The sequence below is a fragment of the Arthrobacter sp. P2b genome (genome assembly GCF_900168295.1).
In the GTDB taxonomy this organism is placed as follows: domain Bacteria; phylum Actinomycetota; class Actinomycetes; order Actinomycetales; family Micrococcaceae; genus Arthrobacter.
In genome coordinates, this window is the sequence record NZ_FVZL01000003.1 from 349,133 (window position 1) to 363,973 (window position 14,841).

General features: G+C 63.7%; 21 protein-coding genes. 17 read left to right on the forward strand and 4 right to left on the reverse strand.

The genetic code is table 11. The annotated features are described in order from the left end of the window. The first annotated feature begins 6 nt into the window (after positions 1-6). The 8 genes from rplF (at position 7) to map (ending at position 5,356) form a co-directional block, all read left to right on the forward strand. On the forward strand, positions 7-543 hold the full coding sequence (rplF, locus tag B5520_RS08770) for a 50S ribosomal protein L6 (RefSeq protein ID WP_079596675.1): 537 nt from the start codon (positions 7-9) through the stop codon (positions 541-543). Positions 544-545: 2 nt separating this feature from the next. Continuing rightward, the gene (rplR, locus tag B5520_RS08775) at positions 546-929 is read left to right on the forward strand and encodes a 50S ribosomal protein L18 (RefSeq protein ID WP_079596676.1); all 384 of its coding nucleotides are present in this window, start codon (positions 546-548) and stop codon (positions 927-929) included. Next, entirely contained in the window at positions 926-1,654 is a 729-nt protein-coding gene (rpsE, locus tag B5520_RS08780) for a 30S ribosomal protein S5 (protein ID WP_079596677.1), read from the forward strand. The genes rplR and rpsE overlap by 4 nt, the downstream gene beginning before the upstream one ends. 3 nt (positions 1,655-1,657) lie before the next feature. Continuing rightward, positions 1,658-1,864 (forward strand): 50S ribosomal protein L30, encoded by a 207-nt coding sequence (rpmD, locus tag B5520_RS08785; protein WP_028269574.1) that lies wholly within the window; start codon positions 1,658-1,660, stop codon positions 1,862-1,864. Beyond that, positions 1,865-2,356, forward strand: a complete 492-nt coding sequence (gene rplO / locus B5520_RS08790; protein WP_079596678.1) for a 50S ribosomal protein L15 — start codon at positions 1,865-1,867, stop codon at positions 2,354-2,356. A 216-nt stretch (positions 2,357-2,572) separates the two neighbouring features. Continuing rightward, positions 2,573-3,883 (forward strand): preprotein translocase subunit SecY, encoded by a 1,311-nt coding sequence (gene secY / locus B5520_RS08795; RefSeq protein WP_079596679.1) that lies wholly within the window; start codon positions 2,573-2,575, stop codon positions 3,881-3,883. A 5-nt stretch (positions 3,884-3,888) separates the two neighbouring features. Beyond that, a complete protein-coding gene (locus B5520_RS08800) occupies positions 3,889-4,458 on the forward strand; it encodes an adenylate kinase (RefSeq protein WP_176156829.1) in 570 nt (189 codons plus the stop codon). A 70-nt stretch (positions 4,459-4,528) separates the two neighbouring features. Beyond that, positions 4,529-5,356 (forward strand): type I methionyl aminopeptidase, encoded by an 828-nt coding sequence (gene map / locus B5520_RS08805; protein ID WP_079596681.1) that lies wholly within the window; start codon positions 4,529-4,531, stop codon positions 5,354-5,356. 76 nt (positions 5,357-5,432) lie between these two features. Here the strand turns inward: map and B5520_RS08810 are convergent, their stop codons facing one another. Together B5520_RS08810 and B5520_RS08815 are read right to left on the reverse strand one after the other, a co-directional pair. Then, positions 5,433-5,654, reverse strand: coding sequence for a helix-turn-helix domain-containing protein (locus B5520_RS08810; RefSeq protein ID WP_079596682.1), 222 nt, complete (start codon positions 5,652-5,654; stop codon positions 5,433-5,435). Beyond that, positions 5,654-6,145, reverse strand: coding sequence for a DUF2975 domain-containing protein (locus tag B5520_RS08815; protein WP_079596683.1), 492 nt, complete (start codon positions 6,143-6,145; stop codon positions 5,654-5,656). The genes B5520_RS08810 and B5520_RS08815 overlap by 1 nt, the downstream gene beginning before the upstream one ends. A 109-nt stretch (positions 6,146-6,254) precedes the next feature. Between B5520_RS08815 and B5520_RS08820 the strand changes: the two genes are divergently transcribed. The 8 genes from B5520_RS08820 (at position 6,255) to B5520_RS08855 (ending at position 11,546) form a co-directional block, all read left to right on the forward strand. Further along, positions 6,255-7,253: a P1 family peptidase gene (locus B5520_RS08820; RefSeq protein ID WP_079596684.1), complete on the forward strand. Its 999-nt coding sequence runs from the start codon at positions 6,255-6,257 to the stop codon at positions 7,251-7,253. Between the two features lie 172 nt (positions 7,254-7,425). Continuing rightward, positions 7,426-7,647, forward strand: a complete 222-nt coding sequence (gene infA, locus B5520_RS08825; RefSeq protein WP_009358723.1) for a translation initiation factor IF-1 — start codon at positions 7,426-7,428, stop codon at positions 7,645-7,647. A 69-nt stretch (positions 7,648-7,716) separates the two neighbouring features. Beyond that, on the forward strand, positions 7,717-7,830 hold the full coding sequence (rpmJ, locus tag B5520_RS08830; RefSeq protein WP_009358722.1) for a 50S ribosomal protein L36: 114 nt from the start codon (positions 7,717-7,719) through the stop codon (positions 7,828-7,830). A gap of 174 nt (positions 7,831-8,004) precedes the next feature. After that, a complete protein-coding gene (gene rpsM, locus B5520_RS08835; protein ID WP_003803743.1) occupies positions 8,005-8,379 on the forward strand; it encodes a 30S ribosomal protein S13 in 375 nt (124 codons plus the stop codon). Between the two features lie 54 nt (positions 8,380-8,433). Continuing rightward, complete coding sequence (gene rpsK, locus B5520_RS08840; RefSeq protein WP_009358720.1) at positions 8,434-8,835, forward strand: 30S ribosomal protein S11; 402 nt, start codon at positions 8,434-8,436, stop codon at positions 8,833-8,835. A gap of 130 nt (positions 8,836-8,965) precedes the next feature. Beyond that, positions 8,966-9,976 (forward strand): DNA-directed RNA polymerase subunit alpha, encoded by a 1,011-nt coding sequence (locus B5520_RS08845; protein ID WP_013601812.1) that lies wholly within the window; start codon positions 8,966-8,968, stop codon positions 9,974-9,976. Between the two features lie 68 nt (positions 9,977-10,044). Further along, positions 10,045-10,620 carry a 50S ribosomal protein L17 gene (rplQ, locus tag B5520_RS08850; RefSeq protein WP_079596685.1) on the forward strand — a complete coding sequence of 192 codons (576 nt, stop codon included), beginning with the start codon at positions 10,045-10,047 and terminating at the stop codon, positions 10,618-10,620. A 32-nt stretch (positions 10,621-10,652) separates the two neighbouring features. Next, entirely contained in the window at positions 10,653-11,546 is an 894-nt protein-coding gene (locus tag B5520_RS08855; RefSeq protein WP_176156823.1) for a tRNA pseudouridine synthase A, read from the forward strand. Between the two features lie 65 nt (positions 11,547-11,611). Here the strand turns inward: B5520_RS08855 and B5520_RS08860 are convergent, their stop codons facing one another. Beyond that, positions 11,612-13,276, reverse strand: a complete 1,665-nt coding sequence (locus tag B5520_RS08860; RefSeq protein ID WP_079596686.1) for a sensor histidine kinase — start codon at positions 13,274-13,276, stop codon at positions 11,612-11,614. A gap of 256 nt (positions 13,277-13,532) precedes the next feature. Between B5520_RS08860 and B5520_RS08865 the strand changes: the two genes are divergently transcribed. Then, entirely contained in the window at positions 13,533-14,333 is an 801-nt protein-coding gene (locus B5520_RS08865) for a response regulator transcription factor (RefSeq protein ID WP_079596687.1), read from the forward strand. Positions 14,334-14,340: 7 nt separating this feature from the next. Here B5520_RS08865 and B5520_RS08870 read toward each other — a convergent pair whose 3' ends face one another. Continuing rightward, positions 14,341-14,802, reverse strand: a complete 462-nt coding sequence (locus B5520_RS08870) for an Hpt domain-containing protein (RefSeq protein WP_079596688.1) — start codon at positions 14,800-14,802, stop codon at positions 14,341-14,343. Between the last annotated feature and the right edge of the window lie 39 nt (positions 14,803-14,841).

Consider the following 14,841-nt stretch of genomic DNA (forward strand, 5'->3'; position numbering starts at 1 on the left):
AGAATAATGTCACGTATTGGACGTCTCCCCATCACCGTTCCTGCCGGCGTTGAGGTCAAGGTTGACGGCTCTGTCGTCAGCGTCAAGGGTGCCAAAGGCGAGCTGAACCACACTGTGGCCAGCCCGATCGAGGTTTCCCTGGAAGCAGACACCCTGACCGTCGCCCGCCCGAACGACGAGCGCGCATCCCGCTCTCTCCACGGCCTGACCCGCACCCTGATCTCCAACATGATCGAGGGCGTCACCAAGGGCTACGAGAAGAAGCTTGAAATCGTCGGTACCGGTTACCGCGTTCAGGCCAAGGGATCTGACCTTGAGTTCGCTCTCGGTTTCAGCCACCCGGTCAACGTCTCCGCACCGGAGGGCATCACCTTTGCAGTTGAGACCCCGACCAAGCTCTCTGTTTCAGGTATCAACAAGCAGCAGGTCGGCGAGGTTGCTGCCAACATTCGCAAGCTGCGGAAGCCGGACCCCTACAAGGGCAAGGGCATCCGTTACGCCGGCGAAGTCATCCGCCGCAAGGTCGGAAAGGCTGGTAAGTAACCATGGCCATCTCAATTAACAAGAAGCGTACGAACAAGAGCAAGTCTGCTTCGCGCAGCCGCCGCCAGCTTCGTATCCGTAAGCGCATCTCCGGTACGGCTGTACGTCCTCGTCTGGTCGTCAACCGCTCCGCACGCCACGTATTCGTCCAGGTTGTCGATGACACCAAGGGCCTGACCGTAGCGAGCGCGTCCACTCTGGAAGCCGACCTTCGTGCATTCGACGGTGACAAGACTGCCAAGGCCAAGCGCGTTGGCGAGCTCGTCGCCGAGCGTGCCAAGGCTGCCGGTATCGAAGCTGTTGTCTTCGACCGCGGTGGTAACAAGTACCACGGCCGGATCGCCGCCGTCGCTGACGGTGCACGTGAAGGTGGGCTGTCACTGTGACGGAAGCAAACAAGGAAAAGGACACTGTGTCTGCAGATCAGAAGGCGACTGAAGCCGTAGCTGCTCCGGCCACTGAGACCACTGCCCCCGCAGCTGGTGACGACCGCCGTGGCGGCGCTCGTCGCGGCGAGCGTGGCGACCGTGGCCAGGGCCGCGGCGAGCGTGGTGGCCGTGGCGGCCGCGACGGCGGCCGTGAAGCCGAGAAGAGCCAGTTCGTAGAGCGCGTCGTCACCATCAACCGCGTTTCCAAGGTGGTCAAGGGTGGTCGTCGCTTCAGCTTCACCGCTCTGGTCGTCGTCGGTGACGGCAACGGCATGGTCGGCGTTGGCTACGGCAAGGCTAAGGAAGTTCCTGCCGCAATCGCGAAGGGCGTTGAAGAGGCCAAGAAGTCCTTCTTCCGCGTTCCCCGCGTTGGCAACACCATCCCGCACCGCGTTCAGGGTGAGGCTGCTGCAGGCGTCGTAATGCTGCGTCCGGCCTCCGCCGGTACCGGTGTTATCGCCGGTGGCCCGGTCCGTGCAGTACTGGAGTGCGTGGGCATCCACGACATCCTCTCCAAGTCGCTCGGTTCCTCCAACGCCATCAACATCGTTCACGCGACCGTTGATGCCCTGAAGCGCCTCGAAGAGCCGGCAGCAGTGGCAGCACGCCGCGGCCTGCCCCTCGACGAGATCGCTCCGCCGGCACTGGTGAAGGCCCTCCTGAACCCGAAGGCAGGTGTCTAAGTTATGGCTAAGAACCTGATCCCCTCCGACACCCAGTTGGAGATCACTCAGATCAAGTCCGCCATTGGCGGCAAGCAGAACCAGCGCGACACCCTGCGGTCCCTCGGCCTGAAGCGGATCGGACACACCGTTGTCCGCACCGCCGACGCCGTCACCGTCGGAATGCTCAACACGGTTCCGCACCTGGTAAAGGTAGAGGAGGCGAAGTAAATGGCAGAGAACACTGCTGACAAGGCACAGAGCGCCGCTGCTGACAAGCAGAACGCCCTGAAGGTTCACCACCTGCGTCCCGCTCCGGGTGCCAAGACCGCCAAGACCCGTGTTGGTCGTGGTGAGGCATCCAAGGGTAAGACCGCCGGTCGTGGCACCAAGGGTACTGCAGCCCGCTACCAGGTCAAGGCTGGCTTTGCCGGCGGCCAGCTGCCGCTGCACATGCGCCTGCCGAAGCTGCGCGGCTTCAAGAACCCGTTCCGGGTTGAGTTCCAGGTTGTAAACCTGGACAAGCTCAACGAGCTGTTCCCGGAAGGTGGCGCAGTCACCGTGGAGAACCTGGTCGAAAAGGGTGCCGTTCGCAAGAACCAGCCCGTCAAGGTGCTGGGTACCGGCGACATCACCGTCAAGGTTGACGTCACCGCCCACGCATTCTCGGCCAGCGCCGCTGAAAAGATTGCTGCAGCAGGCGGAAGCACCACCGCTCTCTAGAGCCGGTGGGCGCCAAGCCCGTTGTTGAACTCCCGGTGACCGGGGCCAAGGCCCTGGTCACCGGGAGTTTTTCACATCCACCCGACGTATTTTTCCCGCCACCGGGCGCACGGGCGCCGCCGCGGATTGTTCGCATGGCGCATCCAACCGTTAGACTCGGTTGTTGGGATTATTGAGCCCCATCACACCACTCTTATAAACACCACAGGAGGACGCTTGCTTAGCGCATTTGGCCGGGCCTTTCGCACGCCTGATCTGCGACGCAAGTTGTTGTTCACGCTGGGAATCATCACCATCTTCCGCTTGGGTGCTTTCATTCCCTCGCCTGGTGTGGACTACCAGAATGTCCAGCAATGCTTGCAGAACGGTCAGACGGCAGGCGGGCTCTACCAGCTCGTTAACCTGTTCAGCGGCGGCGCGTTGCTCCAGGTGTCCATCTTCGCCCTGGGCATCATGCCGTACATCACGGCCAGCATCATCGTCCAGCTGCTCCGGGTGGTCATTCCCCGCTTTCAGCAGCTGTACGAAGAGGGCGCTTCGGGCCAGTCCAAACTGACCCAGTACACCCGGTACCTCACCATTGCCCTGGGCCTGCTGAATGCCACCACGCTGGTGTCCCTGGCCCGCTCCGGGCAGCTGCTTCCCGGCTGTGCGCTCCCGATCATCCCTGACGACAGTGTCATCACCACCATCCTGATCATCATCACCCTGACGGCCGGCACCGGCCTGATCATGTGGATGGGCGAGCTCGTCACGGAGAAGGGCGTGGGCAACGGCATGTCCCTGCTCATCTTCACCTCCATCGCAGCGACGTTCCCCACCTCCCTCGGCGCCATCTGGAGCTCGCAGGGACCGGCAACGTTCTTCACCGTCCTGGCCGTCGGCCTGCTGACCGTGGCACTGGTGGTCTTCGTGGAGCAGTCACAGCGCCGTGTTCCGGTGCAGTACGCCAAGCGGATGATCGGACGCCGCACCGTGGGTGGAACCAGCACCTACATCCCCATCAAGGTGAACATGGCCGGTGTTATCCCGGTGATCTTCGCTTCCTCCATGCTCTACCTGCCCGGCCTGATTGCACAGTTCAACCAGCCCGCCGCCGGTGAGCAGCTCCAGCCGTGGGTCGAATGGATCAACAACAACCTGGTCCGCGGCGACCAACCGATCTACATGGTCCTGTACTTCGCCATGATCGTGTTCTTCACCTACTTCTATGTCGCGATCACCTTCAACCCTGAAGAAGTGTCCGACAACATGAAGAAGTACGGCGGCTTCATTCCAGGTATCCGCGCCGGTAAACCGACCGCTGACTACCTGCAGTACGTGCTCTCCCGGATCACCCTGCCCGGCGCCCTCTACCTGGGCTTCGTGGCACTGATTCCGCTGGTGGCACTGGTACTGATCAACGCAAACCAGAACTTCCCGTTCGGTGGCACCTCGATCCTGATCATGGTGGGCGTTGGCCTGGAGACCGTCAAGCAAATTGATGCGCAGCTACAACAACGTCACTACGAAGGGCTTTTGCGATGACGAGAATGCTGATTATTGGACCTCCCGGTTCGGGCAAGGGTACGCAGGCGGAAAGGATCTCGGAGCGCCTCGGCGTTGTTGCGATCTCCACCGGCGACATCTTCCGCGCCAATGTAAAGGGCGAAACGCCGCTTGGCATTGAAGCCAAGAAGTACATGGATGCGGGCGACTTTGTTCCGGACAGCGTCACCAACAAGATGGTGCGCGACCGCCTCAGCGAGGCCGACGTCGAAAGCGGCTTCCTGCTGGACGGCTACCCGCGCACCACAGCGCAGGTGGATTACCTCGACGAGATCCTCGCCAAGGGCGACGAGAAGCTCGACGTCGTCCTGCAGCTGACTGCCGACGATGAGGAGCTGGTGCACCGCCTCCTCGGCCGGGCCAAGGAAACGGGCCGGAGCGACGACAACGAAGCCGTCATCCGCCACCGCCTTGACCTGTACCACGAGCAGACCGAAGCCGTGGTGGCGAAGTATGCCGAGCGCGGCATCCTCACCCAGGTTGACGGCATCGGCCCGATCGATGAAGTGACCGACCGCGTGATGCAGGCCATCAAGGCGGCACAGGCGGCCTGATCCAGGCACTGATTTCCGAGGCTCCTCCCGGTACACGGGAGGAGCCTCAGCCATTTGAAAGGAACACACCATGGCCTTTGGCCAGCCCCGCATCGAATACAAAAACAACGCCCAGATGCGCACCATGCACGAGGCAGGACTGGTCCTGAGCCGTGCCCTGGACGCTGCTGTTGCCGCCGCGGTGCCCGGTGTGACCACCAAGCACCTCGACGACGTGTTCGCCGCCGTCCTGAACGAAGCCGGCGCGAAGTCCAACTTCCTCGGGTACCACGGGTTCCCGGCCAGCATCTGCACGTCCGTCAACGACGAGGTGGTGCACGGCATCCCGGGCAGCCGCGTGCTGCAGGACGGCGACATCATCTCGATCGACGGCGGTGCCATCGTGGACGGCTGGCACTCCGATTCGGCGCGGACCGTCATTGTGGGAACCGCCGATTCCGAGGACCAGCGGCTCTCGGACGTCACCAACGCCGCCATGTGGCGGGGGATCGCGGCGCTGGCCACAGGCACACACGTGGGCGACATCGGCGCGGCTATCGACGACTACGTCTCGTCCGTCCCCGGGAAACCACTGGGCATCCTCGAGGACTACGTGGGCCACGGCATCGGCTCCGAAATGCACATGGCGCCGGACGTCCTGAACTACCGCACCAACCACCGCGGGCCCAAGATCAAGCCCGGCCTTTGCCTCGCGATCGAGCCCATGCTGGTGCGCGGCGGCATTGAGACCGCCGTGCTGGAGGACGACTGGACCGTGGTGACTACCGACGGCAAGCGGTCCTGCCAGTGGGAGCATTCCGTGGCCGTCCATGAGAAGGGCATCTGGGTGCTTTCAGCGCCCGACGGCGGAGCGGAGCACCTTGTGCCGCTCGGCGTCACCCCTGTGCCCATCCCCTAGCCCATGTAAGTAGCAGTAGTTGTCGTTATGGCGCGCCAAAACGACAACTACTGCGACCTAGTTGGGGAAGGCCCTCTTAGTCTTCCGCAGAGCCGTCCGGCACCCACCGCAGCAGGTCGCCGGGCTGGCACTCCAGCACCTCGCACAGGGCCTCGAGTGTGGTGAACCGCACCGCCTTGGCCCGCCCGTTCTTAAGCACCGCCAGGTTCGCCGGCGTGATTCCCACGCGCTCTGCGAGCACGCCGACAGGCATCTTCCGTTTGGCCAGCGCCACATCGATATCCACGATGATCGCCATCAGATCACCTCGTCCAGCTCGGACCGCAGGTGCTTGGCCTCGGCGTCACGGGCCACCGCCTGCGCCAGCAGCGTCCGGAGCACCAGCACGATCAGTGCCACACCGGCAATCATGAGCGAGGCGCCGCAGATCAGCAGGACGACGCCAGGCGCCACCTCTCCCGGAGCCAGCAGCACGGCGATCCCGAACATCAGCAGCGATACCACCGCAATGGCGCCGAAGATCACGTCAACGTAGCGGAACGCGCCGTGGGAGAAGACCGTCCCCTTCCGCACCATGGTCAGCAGCCGCCAGACGCACACCGCCGTGACCTGCACGCAGACGATGCCCAGGACCACAATCGCCAGCAGCGCGATGCGCGGGCCGGTGGGTGCGCCCGCTTCCTCCATGTCAATGGACAACAGCGGCACCATCCATACCTGCACGAACAGTGAACCGGCGAGGACCAGCGCAATGACGATGCGCAGCGCCAGGACCGTTAGCTTTCCCATGAACTTCTCCTTTATCGGGCAACAGTCGAATTCTATCGATATTCAATAGGTTAAACAATGCGGTGCTGTCGCGGCTGGGCGCTCGGGTGGTGCGGGGCAGAATGGGCGCATGGGATCTCTCACTGATGTGCCCGGTATCCGGGTTGGCCATGTCCAACGGAACGACGCCGGCTGGCTCACCGGAGTGACGGTGGTCCTGCCGCCGCCGGGCACTGTGGGCTCAGTTGATGTCCAGGGCGGCGGGCCCGCCACGCACGAGACCGATGCGCTGGATCCCACCAGCCTTGTCAGCGTTGTGGACGCCGTGGTGCTGACCGGAGGCAGTGCTTATGGCCTCACCTCCGCCGGCGGCGTCCAACGGTGGTGCGAGGAAAACGGCCGTGGCTTCGCCGTACCCGGGGGAGTGGTGCCCATCGTCCCGGCAGCAGCGATCTTCGACCTGGGCCGCGGCGGCGACTTCTCCGCACGTCCGACGCCGGAGATGGGCTACGCGGCTACGGCGGCGGCTGCGGGGGAGAAGGAAGGGCATGACGTCGGACGCGGCAACGTGGGCGCCGGCACCGGGGCGCTTCTTGGCAGGACCTTCAAAGGCGGAGTAGGCACGGCGTCCGTCACCCTCGACAGTGGAGTTGTGGTTGCGGCGCTAGCAGTCGTTAATGCCTTGGGGCTACCGATAGTTAACCCCGGTCCGGTGGTTGAGCCTGCCAAAACGCTGGATTTCGACAAGCTCAATCACCGGGAGGACAAGCTCAATCACCGGGAGGACAAGCTCAACGGTCCGGCGCCGCTGAACACAACCCTTGTTGTGGTCGCGACTAATGCCGTTCTGGACGTGGCGGAGTGCAAACGGACTGCCGCTGCTTCACACGCCGGGATCGCCAGGGCGCTGAATCCAAGCCACACCCTCGCTGACGGGGACACCGTCTTCTGCCTGGCAACGGGCGGCTTGGCACTCGACCGCAGCGACGAAACCGCCCGGCAGATCAGTCTCATCACGCTGCAAAGCGCGGCAGCCGACGTCGTCCGCTTGGCCATTTTGGACGGCGTGGCCAGCGCCGAACCCGTCAGCACTCCGGCCGGGGATTATGGTGTGTACGGTGCCGAGTAGGTTACTATTGCCGATTTAACTTTTACGGCGAGACAGAGTAGTGTTGTTTGTTGGTTGTCTGGACTGCCGCGCCCTCTTTGGGCCTGGAGCCGGCAATCGATCCAACAAAAACGTTCGTGGCCATGCGCGGTGCAATCCGGCAGGGCTGCGGCAACAACAGTTAGCGGAGGGTATGGCCAAGAAGGACGGGGTCATTGAGATCGAAGGCGTTGTGACCGAGGCGCTGCCTAATGCGATGTTTCGCGTTGAGCTCACCAACAAGCACATCGTTCTGGCACACATCTCTGGAAAGATGCGTCAGCACTACATCAGGATCCTCCCCGAGGACCGCGTAGTGGTGGAGCTGAGCCCGTACGACCTCACCCGTGGTCGTATCGTCTACCGCTACAAGTAAATTGCTGGGCGGCTTCAGCGCGAGCTGCTGTCGCTCCAGTTGACCAACTGTTACACGCAAAGGAATGCCATGAAGGTCAAGCCGAGCGTCAAGCAGATCTGCGAAAAGTGCAAAGTGATCCGCCGTAATGGCCGGGTCATGGTGATCTGCGAGAACCCGCGCCACAAGCAGCGCCAGGGCTAATTCCCTTCATCGGGAAATCCTGGGTTGCTAACCCACGCAAGTAAATAAAGGCAGCACAAGCTGATCTGGGACGTATGGAGCCCGGGCAGCTAACCCCCGGTCGGAGGCTGGGGCCGCACAGAACGTGCGGGTGTACTGCCTACGACCTCCGGTTTATCAAGGAGTACTGCCACTATGGCTCGTCTCGCTGGCGTAGACATTCCCCGCGAAAAGCGGCTGGAAATTGCGCTTACTTACATCTACGGCGTGGGCAAGACCCGTGCACACGAAACCCTGGCTGCCACTGGCATCAGCGCTGACGTCCGTGTTAAGGACCTCACCGATGCCCAGCTGGTTGAGCTGCGTGACTACATTGAAGGCAACTACAAGGTTGAGGGTGACCTTCGCCGCGAAGTAGCAGCTGACATCCGCCGCAAGGTTGAAATCGGCAGCTACGAAGGCCTGCGCCACCGCAAGGGCCTGCCCGTACGCGGTCAGCGTACGAAGACCAACGCGCGTACCCGCAAGGGCCCGAAGCGTACCGTCGCCGGCAAGAAGAAGGCCCGTTAAAATCCCCGCCGGGATTAACGGAGCTTTCCCCAATAACTTTCTGTAGGAGAAAAAATGCCCCCGAAGACTCGTGGCGCGGTTCGCAAGCCGCGTAAGAAGGACAAGAAGAATATCGCGCTTGGCCAAGCGCACATCAAGAGCACTTTTAACAACACCATCGTTTCCATCACGGATCCGACCGGCGCTGTTATCTCTTGGGCTTCCTCAGGTGAGGTTGGCTTCAAGGGCTCGCGTAAGTCCACCCCGTTCGCTGCCCAGATGGCTGCTGAAGCCGCTGCCAAGCGTGCGCAGGAGCACGGCATGCGCAAGGTAGACGTTTTCGTCAAGGGTCCGGGTTCCGGACGCGAGACGGCAATCCGTTCGCTGCAGGCCGCTGGCCTCGAGGTTGGCTCCATCCAGGACGTCACCCCCGCAGCGCACAACGGCTGCCGCCCGCCGAAGCGCCGCCGCGTCTAAGGCTTTCCCGCCGCATGAGCTTGCCCGGACCGTCGATGGTCCGGGCAAGCCCAGCGCGTTAAGTCTTCAGACCGAATTTCCACCACCTGTGTTGCGTCATATAGCGGATGCTCGCCGAAAGGAAACCTAAGTGCTCATTGCACAGCGCCCCACCCTCTCCGAAGAGGTAGTCTCCGAAAACCGTTCGCGTTTCATCATTGAACCGCTGGAACCGGGCTTCGGCTACACCCTCGGAAACTCCCTCCGCCGTACCCTGCTCTCCTCCATCCCCGGTGCTGCCGTAACCAGCATCCGGATCGATGGCGTGCTGCACGAGTTCACCACGGTTCCGGGTGTCAAGGAAGATGTCACTGAGATCATCCTGAACATCAAGAGCCTCTCGGTTTCCTCCGAGCACGACGAGCCGGTTGTCGCTTACCTGCGCAAGCAGGGCCCCGGAGTCGTCACCGCCGCGGACATCGCTCCGCCGGCCGGCGTCGAATTCCACAACCCGGATCTGCACATTGCCACGCTGAACTCGAAGGGCAAGTTCGAACTCGAACTGACCATCGAGCGCGGCCGCGGCTACGTTTCGGCAGCTCAGAACAAGTCCGGCGACGCAGAGATCGGCCGTATCCCGGTCGACTCCATCTACTCGCCGGTGCTGAAGGTTACTTTCCGCGTGGAAGCAACCCGTGTTGAGCAGCGCACCGACTTCGACAAGCTGATTGTCGACGTCGAGACCAAGCAGGCCATCGCCCCGCGCGATGCCGTCGCTTCCGCAGGCACCACCCTGGTGGAACTGTTCGGTCTGGCCCGTGAGCTGAACACCGCAGCTGAAGGTATCGAGATCGGCCCGTCGCCCACCGACGCTGCCCTGGCAGCCGACATGGCACTGCCGATCGAGGATCTGGACCTCACCGTCCGTTCCTACAACTGCCTCAAGCGTGAGGGCATCCACACCGTGGGTGAACTCGTTGCACGCTCCGAGGCTGACCTGATGGACATCCGCAACTTCGGTGCAAAGTCCATTGACGAGGTCAAGGCAAAGCTGGTTGAACTGGGCCTGTCCCTCAAGGACTCGCCTCCCGGTTTTGACCTCGCAGCACGCGCCGCAGCAATCGAAGAGGACGACGCCGCCTTCGGCGACGACGAACTCTAAACCAGACCTTGGCCGGCGGGCTGCACCATGGTGTGCGGTCCACGGCTTCCACATGAGGAGAAACAATTATGCCTACCCCCACTAAGGGTCCGCGCCTCGGAGGCGGCCCGGCTCACGAGCGCCTCATGCTCGCGAACCTGGCAGCATCCCTGTTCGAGCACAAGCGGATCACCACCACGGTGACCAAGGCCAAGCGCCTGAAGCCGTACGCAGAGCGACTGGTGACCTTCGCCAAGCGCGGCGACCTGGCTTCCCGCCGCCGCGTCCTGGGCCTGATCAGCAACAAGGGCGTCGTCCACGAGCTGTTCACCGACATTGCCCAGGCAGTGGAGAACCGCGATGGCGGCTACACCCGCATCACCAAGATCGGCAACCGCAAGGGCGACAACGCTCCCATGGCTGTCATCGAACTGGTTCTCGAGCCGGTTTCCGCCAAGCAGGCCGTAGTCGCCGAGGCTACCCAGGCTGCTGCCAAGGCTGCTCCGGCTGCCGAGGAAGCTCCCGAGGCCGAGGTCGCCGAGACCGAAGCTGCTGAGGCTCCCGCCGCTGAAGAAACTGCGACTGAAGAAGCTGCCACCGAAGAGGCTCCGGCCGCTGAGGAAGCTGCTGAAGCTCCCGCTGCCGAGGAAAAGGACGCGAAGTAATTCGCTGATTTTCTTCGCATAGACTTAAGTCTATGAACGACCAAAAACCCGCGGCCCCCGTTTTGGGGGGCGGCGGGTTTTTGCGTGTCCGGCTTGATTTGTCCTACGACGGCGGCCCCTTCAGCGGGTGGGCATTGCAGCCGGGCCTGCGGACAGTCCAGGGCGTCCTGGAGGAAGCGCTGCAGCTCCTGGTCCGCCGCCCCGTCCGCGTCACCGTTGCCGGGCGGACCGACGCCGGCGTGCACGCACGCGGGCAGGTGGTCCACCTGGACCTCACCGAAGCCGAGTGGCTGGGACTTCCGCGCGGGCACGAACTCGATCCCGCCGTCGCCATGCTCCGCAGGATCCGCGGGGCACTGAGCCGCATCCTCGGCGACCTCACCGGGGCCGTCGAGGTGCATCGGATCTCGCTGGCGCCTCCCGGCTTCGACGCCCGCTTCTCGGCCCTCTGGCGGCGCTACAGCTACCGGATCGCCGACGGCCCCGCCCTCTGGGACCCGCTGGGCCGCTACTCCACCCTGTGGCACAAGAACCCGCTGGACGTGTCCCTGCTCAACGAAGGTGCCTCCAAGCTGCTGGGGCTCCAGAACTTCCTCGCCTTTTGCAAGCCTCGCGAGGGGGCCACCACCATCCGCGAGCTGCAGCGCTTCGAGTTCACGCGTGCGGAGGACGGCGTCATCGTCGCCACCGTGCAGGCCGACGCGTTCTGCCACAACATGGTGCGCGCCCTCATCGGCTCTGCCCTGTACGTGGGGGAGGGCGTTGTGGAACCGGGCTGGCTGCATGAGCGGCTGCTGGCGAAGAAGCGCGACGCAAAGTCCGTGCTCGCCGCGCCGCATCCGCTGGTCCTGGAGGAAGTGGCCTACCCGTCCGACGACGAGCTGCTGGCCCGCGCCGAGCTGACAAGGGCCCTGCGGGAGACCTGACCCCTGTGGTTGGGTTTCGACAGGCTCAACCACCGGTGGTTGAGCATGTCGAAACCCAACCACCGCTAGAACGACGGCGGAGGTTCGTCCGCGGGCAGGGTCAGGGTGAAGGTGCTGCCTTCGCCGTGGCCGCTTTGGCACGTGATGGTGCCGCCGTGCCGCTCCACGATAAGTTTGGTGATGGACAGCCCCAGCCCGGCGCCGGAGATGGCCGCTTTCCGGGCGGCCTCGGTGCGGTAGAACCGCTTGAACACCCGGGCGGCGTCCTCGGTGGTCATCCCCATCCCGGTGTCGCTGACGCTCAGCTGGATCCAGTCGTTGCCGGTGCTGGCACTGATGCTGACCTTCCCGCCGTCGGGGGAATACTTGATGGCATTGGACACCAGGTTGTCCAGCGCCTGCCCGATCCTCAGCGGATCGGCGTAGGCCCAAAGAGGGGATGGAACGTCCGCGGTGAGCTCGATGTGCGCCCGCTCGGCCTGTGCCTGTGCGGAGCCCACGCTCGTTTCCACGAGGCCCGCCAGGTCCGTCCGCTTCGGGTGGACGTTCAGGGCAGCTGATGCTGACGCCGTCAGGTCGGAAACCAGCGCCAGCAGCCGTTCCGAATTCCGCTGCACCACCATCAGCCGCCGGGCCACGTGCGGCGGGAGGTCCGCCGCGTCGTCGAGCACCATGTCCACGTTGCCGATGATCGAATTCAGCGGGCTTCGGAATTCGTGGGAAACGTTGGACACCAGTTCCTCATTCGCGGCCAGCGCCTCCACCAGGCCGGTCACGTCACTGAACACGACGACGGCGCCGCTGGGGCTGCCGTCATCGCCGGCGAGCTGCCGGGCGGCAGTGGAGATGGCCCGCTGGTCGGTGCCCTCGCCGATCCAGATGAGGTAGTCAGCAAAGGACTCGCCGTGCACGGCCCGCCTGACGGGGCGCTTGTCCTCGGGCAGGGCGGTCTGTTTGTCCAGGGCGAAGATGGCCTGCTGTGCTTCGTCGCGGTCCTCCGGTCCGCTGGCGATCTCCCGGAACCGGCGTTGCCGGTCGTTGATCAGGAGATGGTTCCCGGCGGCATCGACGGCGACGATGCCGACGTCGGTGGCGTCCAGTACCGTCTGCAGCAGCTTTTCCCGTTCCCGGCTTTCGCCCAGCAGCTTCCGGAGCTCCCGGTCCTTTTCCGCCAGCTCCCGCTGCTGCATGCGCAGATGGACACTCGCAAACCTGATGGCCAGCGACACGGAGAGCATCATGAGCGGGAAGAGGAACACGGTGGTGATGTCCGAGGCCGTGAGGTTGGGAATTTTTCCGGCCACGGACGGGAGCATGATGAAAAACGGGCCCGCGAAGCTGAGGACCAGGCTGCTGCGGGTCAGCATTCCGGAGGCCGAGAGCCAGATCACCGGGAAGACCGCCAGGACTGCAAGGCCGGGGAGCAGGGGCGCTGCCCCGTTGCGCAGCAGGCCGATCGCCACGAAGTCCAGGATGGGGATCAGCAGGTACGGGCGGTGCGCCAGCCGCTCCCACGGGACCAGGAAGCAGGCCAGGATCAGGACCGCGTGCAGGACAATGCCGCCCAGGTACAGCGGACTGTGCAAAAGCTCCGGCCACGCGAACGGTGTGGCAACGGCCAGTGCCGCCACGATCAAGGTCAGGGGAAGCTGGCAGAGGGCAACCTGCGACCGCGGCCCGAGCGCCTGGAAGAAGCGGGCAGGCCCACGCGGAAAAAGCCGCTCAGCCATGACACCGGCTGCTATGGGCAGCGTGGATCATCACACGAACTGCCGCCGCTTGTGCCTCCGAATTCCTTCTGGGCAACGTGGCGCATCCTTTCCGGCTCGTAATCCACATCCTTGTCATAATAATTGACTTTTCAAATGCAAAGTTGAAACAGATGTCATTAAAGCGGCTTGCTTGTAGCGTATAAAGAGTTGGAGCGGATATGGCATTGGCGCTGGGCCGATGGGGGGTCATGTCCGCCTGGCTCAGGGATAGTACATGGACGACGATCTTGGTGTGGCTGTAGTCATCGAGGACGACGCTGACGTTCGGAACCTCCTCGAAGGGGTTTTGAGCCAGGCCGGCTTCGAGGTTCATACAGCGGTTGACGGGCGGGCCGGGGTTGAAGTGGTCCGCAGCAAGCAGGCGAACGTGGTGACACTGGATATCGGCCTGCCTGATATTGACGGGTTTGAAGTCCTTCGGAGGATCCGGCATTTCAGCAATGCGTATGTGGTGATGCTGACCGGCAGGACCGAGGAGCCGGACCTGCTGTCCGCGCTCAATGCCGGCGCGGACGACTACATCGCGAAGCCATTCCGGCCACGGGAACTGCGGGCAAGGGTGGCGGCGATGATGCGCCGGCCCCGCCATGAAACCGGCGGGCACAAACCGGCACAGGCCATGTGGCCGGCTGCTCCGGCTGCCCCCGCTGCGGCCGCGCCGCGCCAGCACGATACCGCCGTCCTGCAGCACAACGGGCTGGTTTTGAACCACCGGACGCGGACCGTGGAAGTCCAGGGGGAGCCGCTGGCGCTCACCCGCAGCGAGTTCGACCTGCTGCACGTGCTGCTGCGCGGCGGCGGGGCGGTATGCACCCGGGCCGACCTGGTAAGGGCGGTACGCGGCGAGTTCTACGACGAAGACACGTACATCAGCGAAGCGGACGAGCGCGCCGTCGAAGTCCACATCGGCAACCTGCGCCGGAAACTCAAGGAGGACCAGCTGTCACCGCGGTGGCTGCAGACGGTGCGCGGGGTGGGGTACCGGCTGGCTCCGGGCCGCCCGCACGAGCGGTAGGGAAGGATTAGTCGTTTTCCAGGATATAGGTGGCCTGAAGCTCGGAAATGGTCTGGCCACCGTCCTGGGCCACCCTTTCCATCAGCATCTGGCCCTTGCCGAAATCACCCTGGCGGATCACTGCTTCGAGCAGCTCGGCCAGCTTGGCCAGCCGCATCCCACCAACCATGGTGGAGCTGATCTTCAGGCTGATGGCGGCGTCCAGGGCGGAGGCGCTGTCCTGGCTGTGCACCGCTGCCGCCAGGCGGGAGTACCGCTGGTGCCACATGGCCGCGTAGTCACGGGCAAAGCGCTGGGCGAGCCCCGAGCCGGCCAGCTCGTCCTCCAGCTCCTCCAGGACGGCCGCGTCAACGAGCGGCAAGAGCCCGGCCGCTTCCTGTGAGGATGCGGCGAGGCCGGCTGGCATGATCCCGGGCTCGAAGGCCGCAGGTGCCGCCTCGTCGCTGGAGCCGGGAGCTGGACTGTGCATTGTTCAAGGCTACTTCCTGAATTTCTCGAATTGTGCTGT

Excerpts from the sequence above, each read along its gene's own strand:
- rplR (WP_079596676.1), top strand. The coding sequence starts at position 546 with ATGGCCATCTCAATTAACAAGAAGCGTACGAACAAGAGCAAGTCTGCT.
- B5520_RS08800 (WP_176156829.1), top strand. The coding sequence starts at position 3,889 with ATGCTGATTATTGGACCTCCCGGTTCGGGCAAGGGTACGCAGGCGGAA.
- B5520_RS08815 (WP_079596683.1), bottom strand. The coding sequence starts at position 6,145 with ATGGGAAAGCTAACGGTCCTGGCGCTGCGCATCGTCATTGCGCTGGTC.
- rpsM (WP_003803743.1), top strand. The coding sequence starts at position 8,005 with ATGGCTCGTCTCGCTGGCGTAGACATTCCCCGCGAAAAGCGGCTGGAA.
- B5520_RS08820 (WP_079596684.1), top strand. The coding sequence starts at position 6,255 with ATGGGATCTCTCACTGATGTGCCCGGTATCCGGGTTGGCCATGTCCAA.
- infA (WP_009358723.1), top strand. The coding sequence starts at position 7,426 with ATGGCCAAGAAGGACGGGGTCATTGAGATCGAAGGCGTTGTGACCGAG.
- B5520_RS08870 (WP_079596688.1), bottom strand. The coding sequence starts at position 14,802 with ATGCACAGTCCAGCTCCCGGCTCCAGCGACGAGGCGGCACCTGCGGCC.
- rpmJ (WP_009358722.1), top strand. The coding sequence starts at position 7,717 with ATGAAGGTCAAGCCGAGCGTCAAGCAGATCTGCGAAAAGTGCAAAGTG.
- rplO (WP_079596678.1), top strand. The coding sequence starts at position 1,865 with ATGGCAGAGAACACTGCTGACAAGGCACAGAGCGCCGCTGCTGACAAG.
- B5520_RS08855 (WP_176156823.1), top strand. The coding sequence starts at position 10,653 with ATGAACGACCAAAAACCCGCGGCCCCCGTTTTGGGGGGCGGCGGGTTT.
- rplF (WP_079596675.1), top strand. The coding sequence starts at position 7 with ATGTCACGTATTGGACGTCTCCCCATCACCGTTCCTGCCGGCGTTGAG.
- B5520_RS08810 (WP_079596682.1), bottom strand. The coding sequence starts at position 5,654 with ATGGCGATCATCGTGGATATCGATGTGGCGCTGGCCAAACGGAAGATG.
- B5520_RS08865 (WP_079596687.1), top strand. The coding sequence starts at position 13,533 with ATGGACGACGATCTTGGTGTGGCTGTAGTCATCGAGGACGACGCTGAC.
- B5520_RS08860 (WP_079596686.1), bottom strand. The coding sequence starts at position 13,276 with ATGGCTGAGCGGCTTTTTCCGCGTGGGCCTGCCCGCTTCTTCCAGGCG.
- map (WP_079596681.1), top strand. The coding sequence starts at position 4,529 with ATGGCCTTTGGCCAGCCCCGCATCGAATACAAAAACAACGCCCAGATG.
- rplQ (WP_079596685.1), top strand. The coding sequence starts at position 10,045 with ATGCCTACCCCCACTAAGGGTCCGCGCCTCGGAGGCGGCCCGGCTCAC.
- rpsK (WP_009358720.1), top strand. The coding sequence starts at position 8,434 with ATGCCCCCGAAGACTCGTGGCGCGGTTCGCAAGCCGCGTAAGAAGGAC.
- rpmD (WP_028269574.1), top strand. The coding sequence starts at position 1,658 with ATGGCTAAGAACCTGATCCCCTCCGACACCCAGTTGGAGATCACTCAG.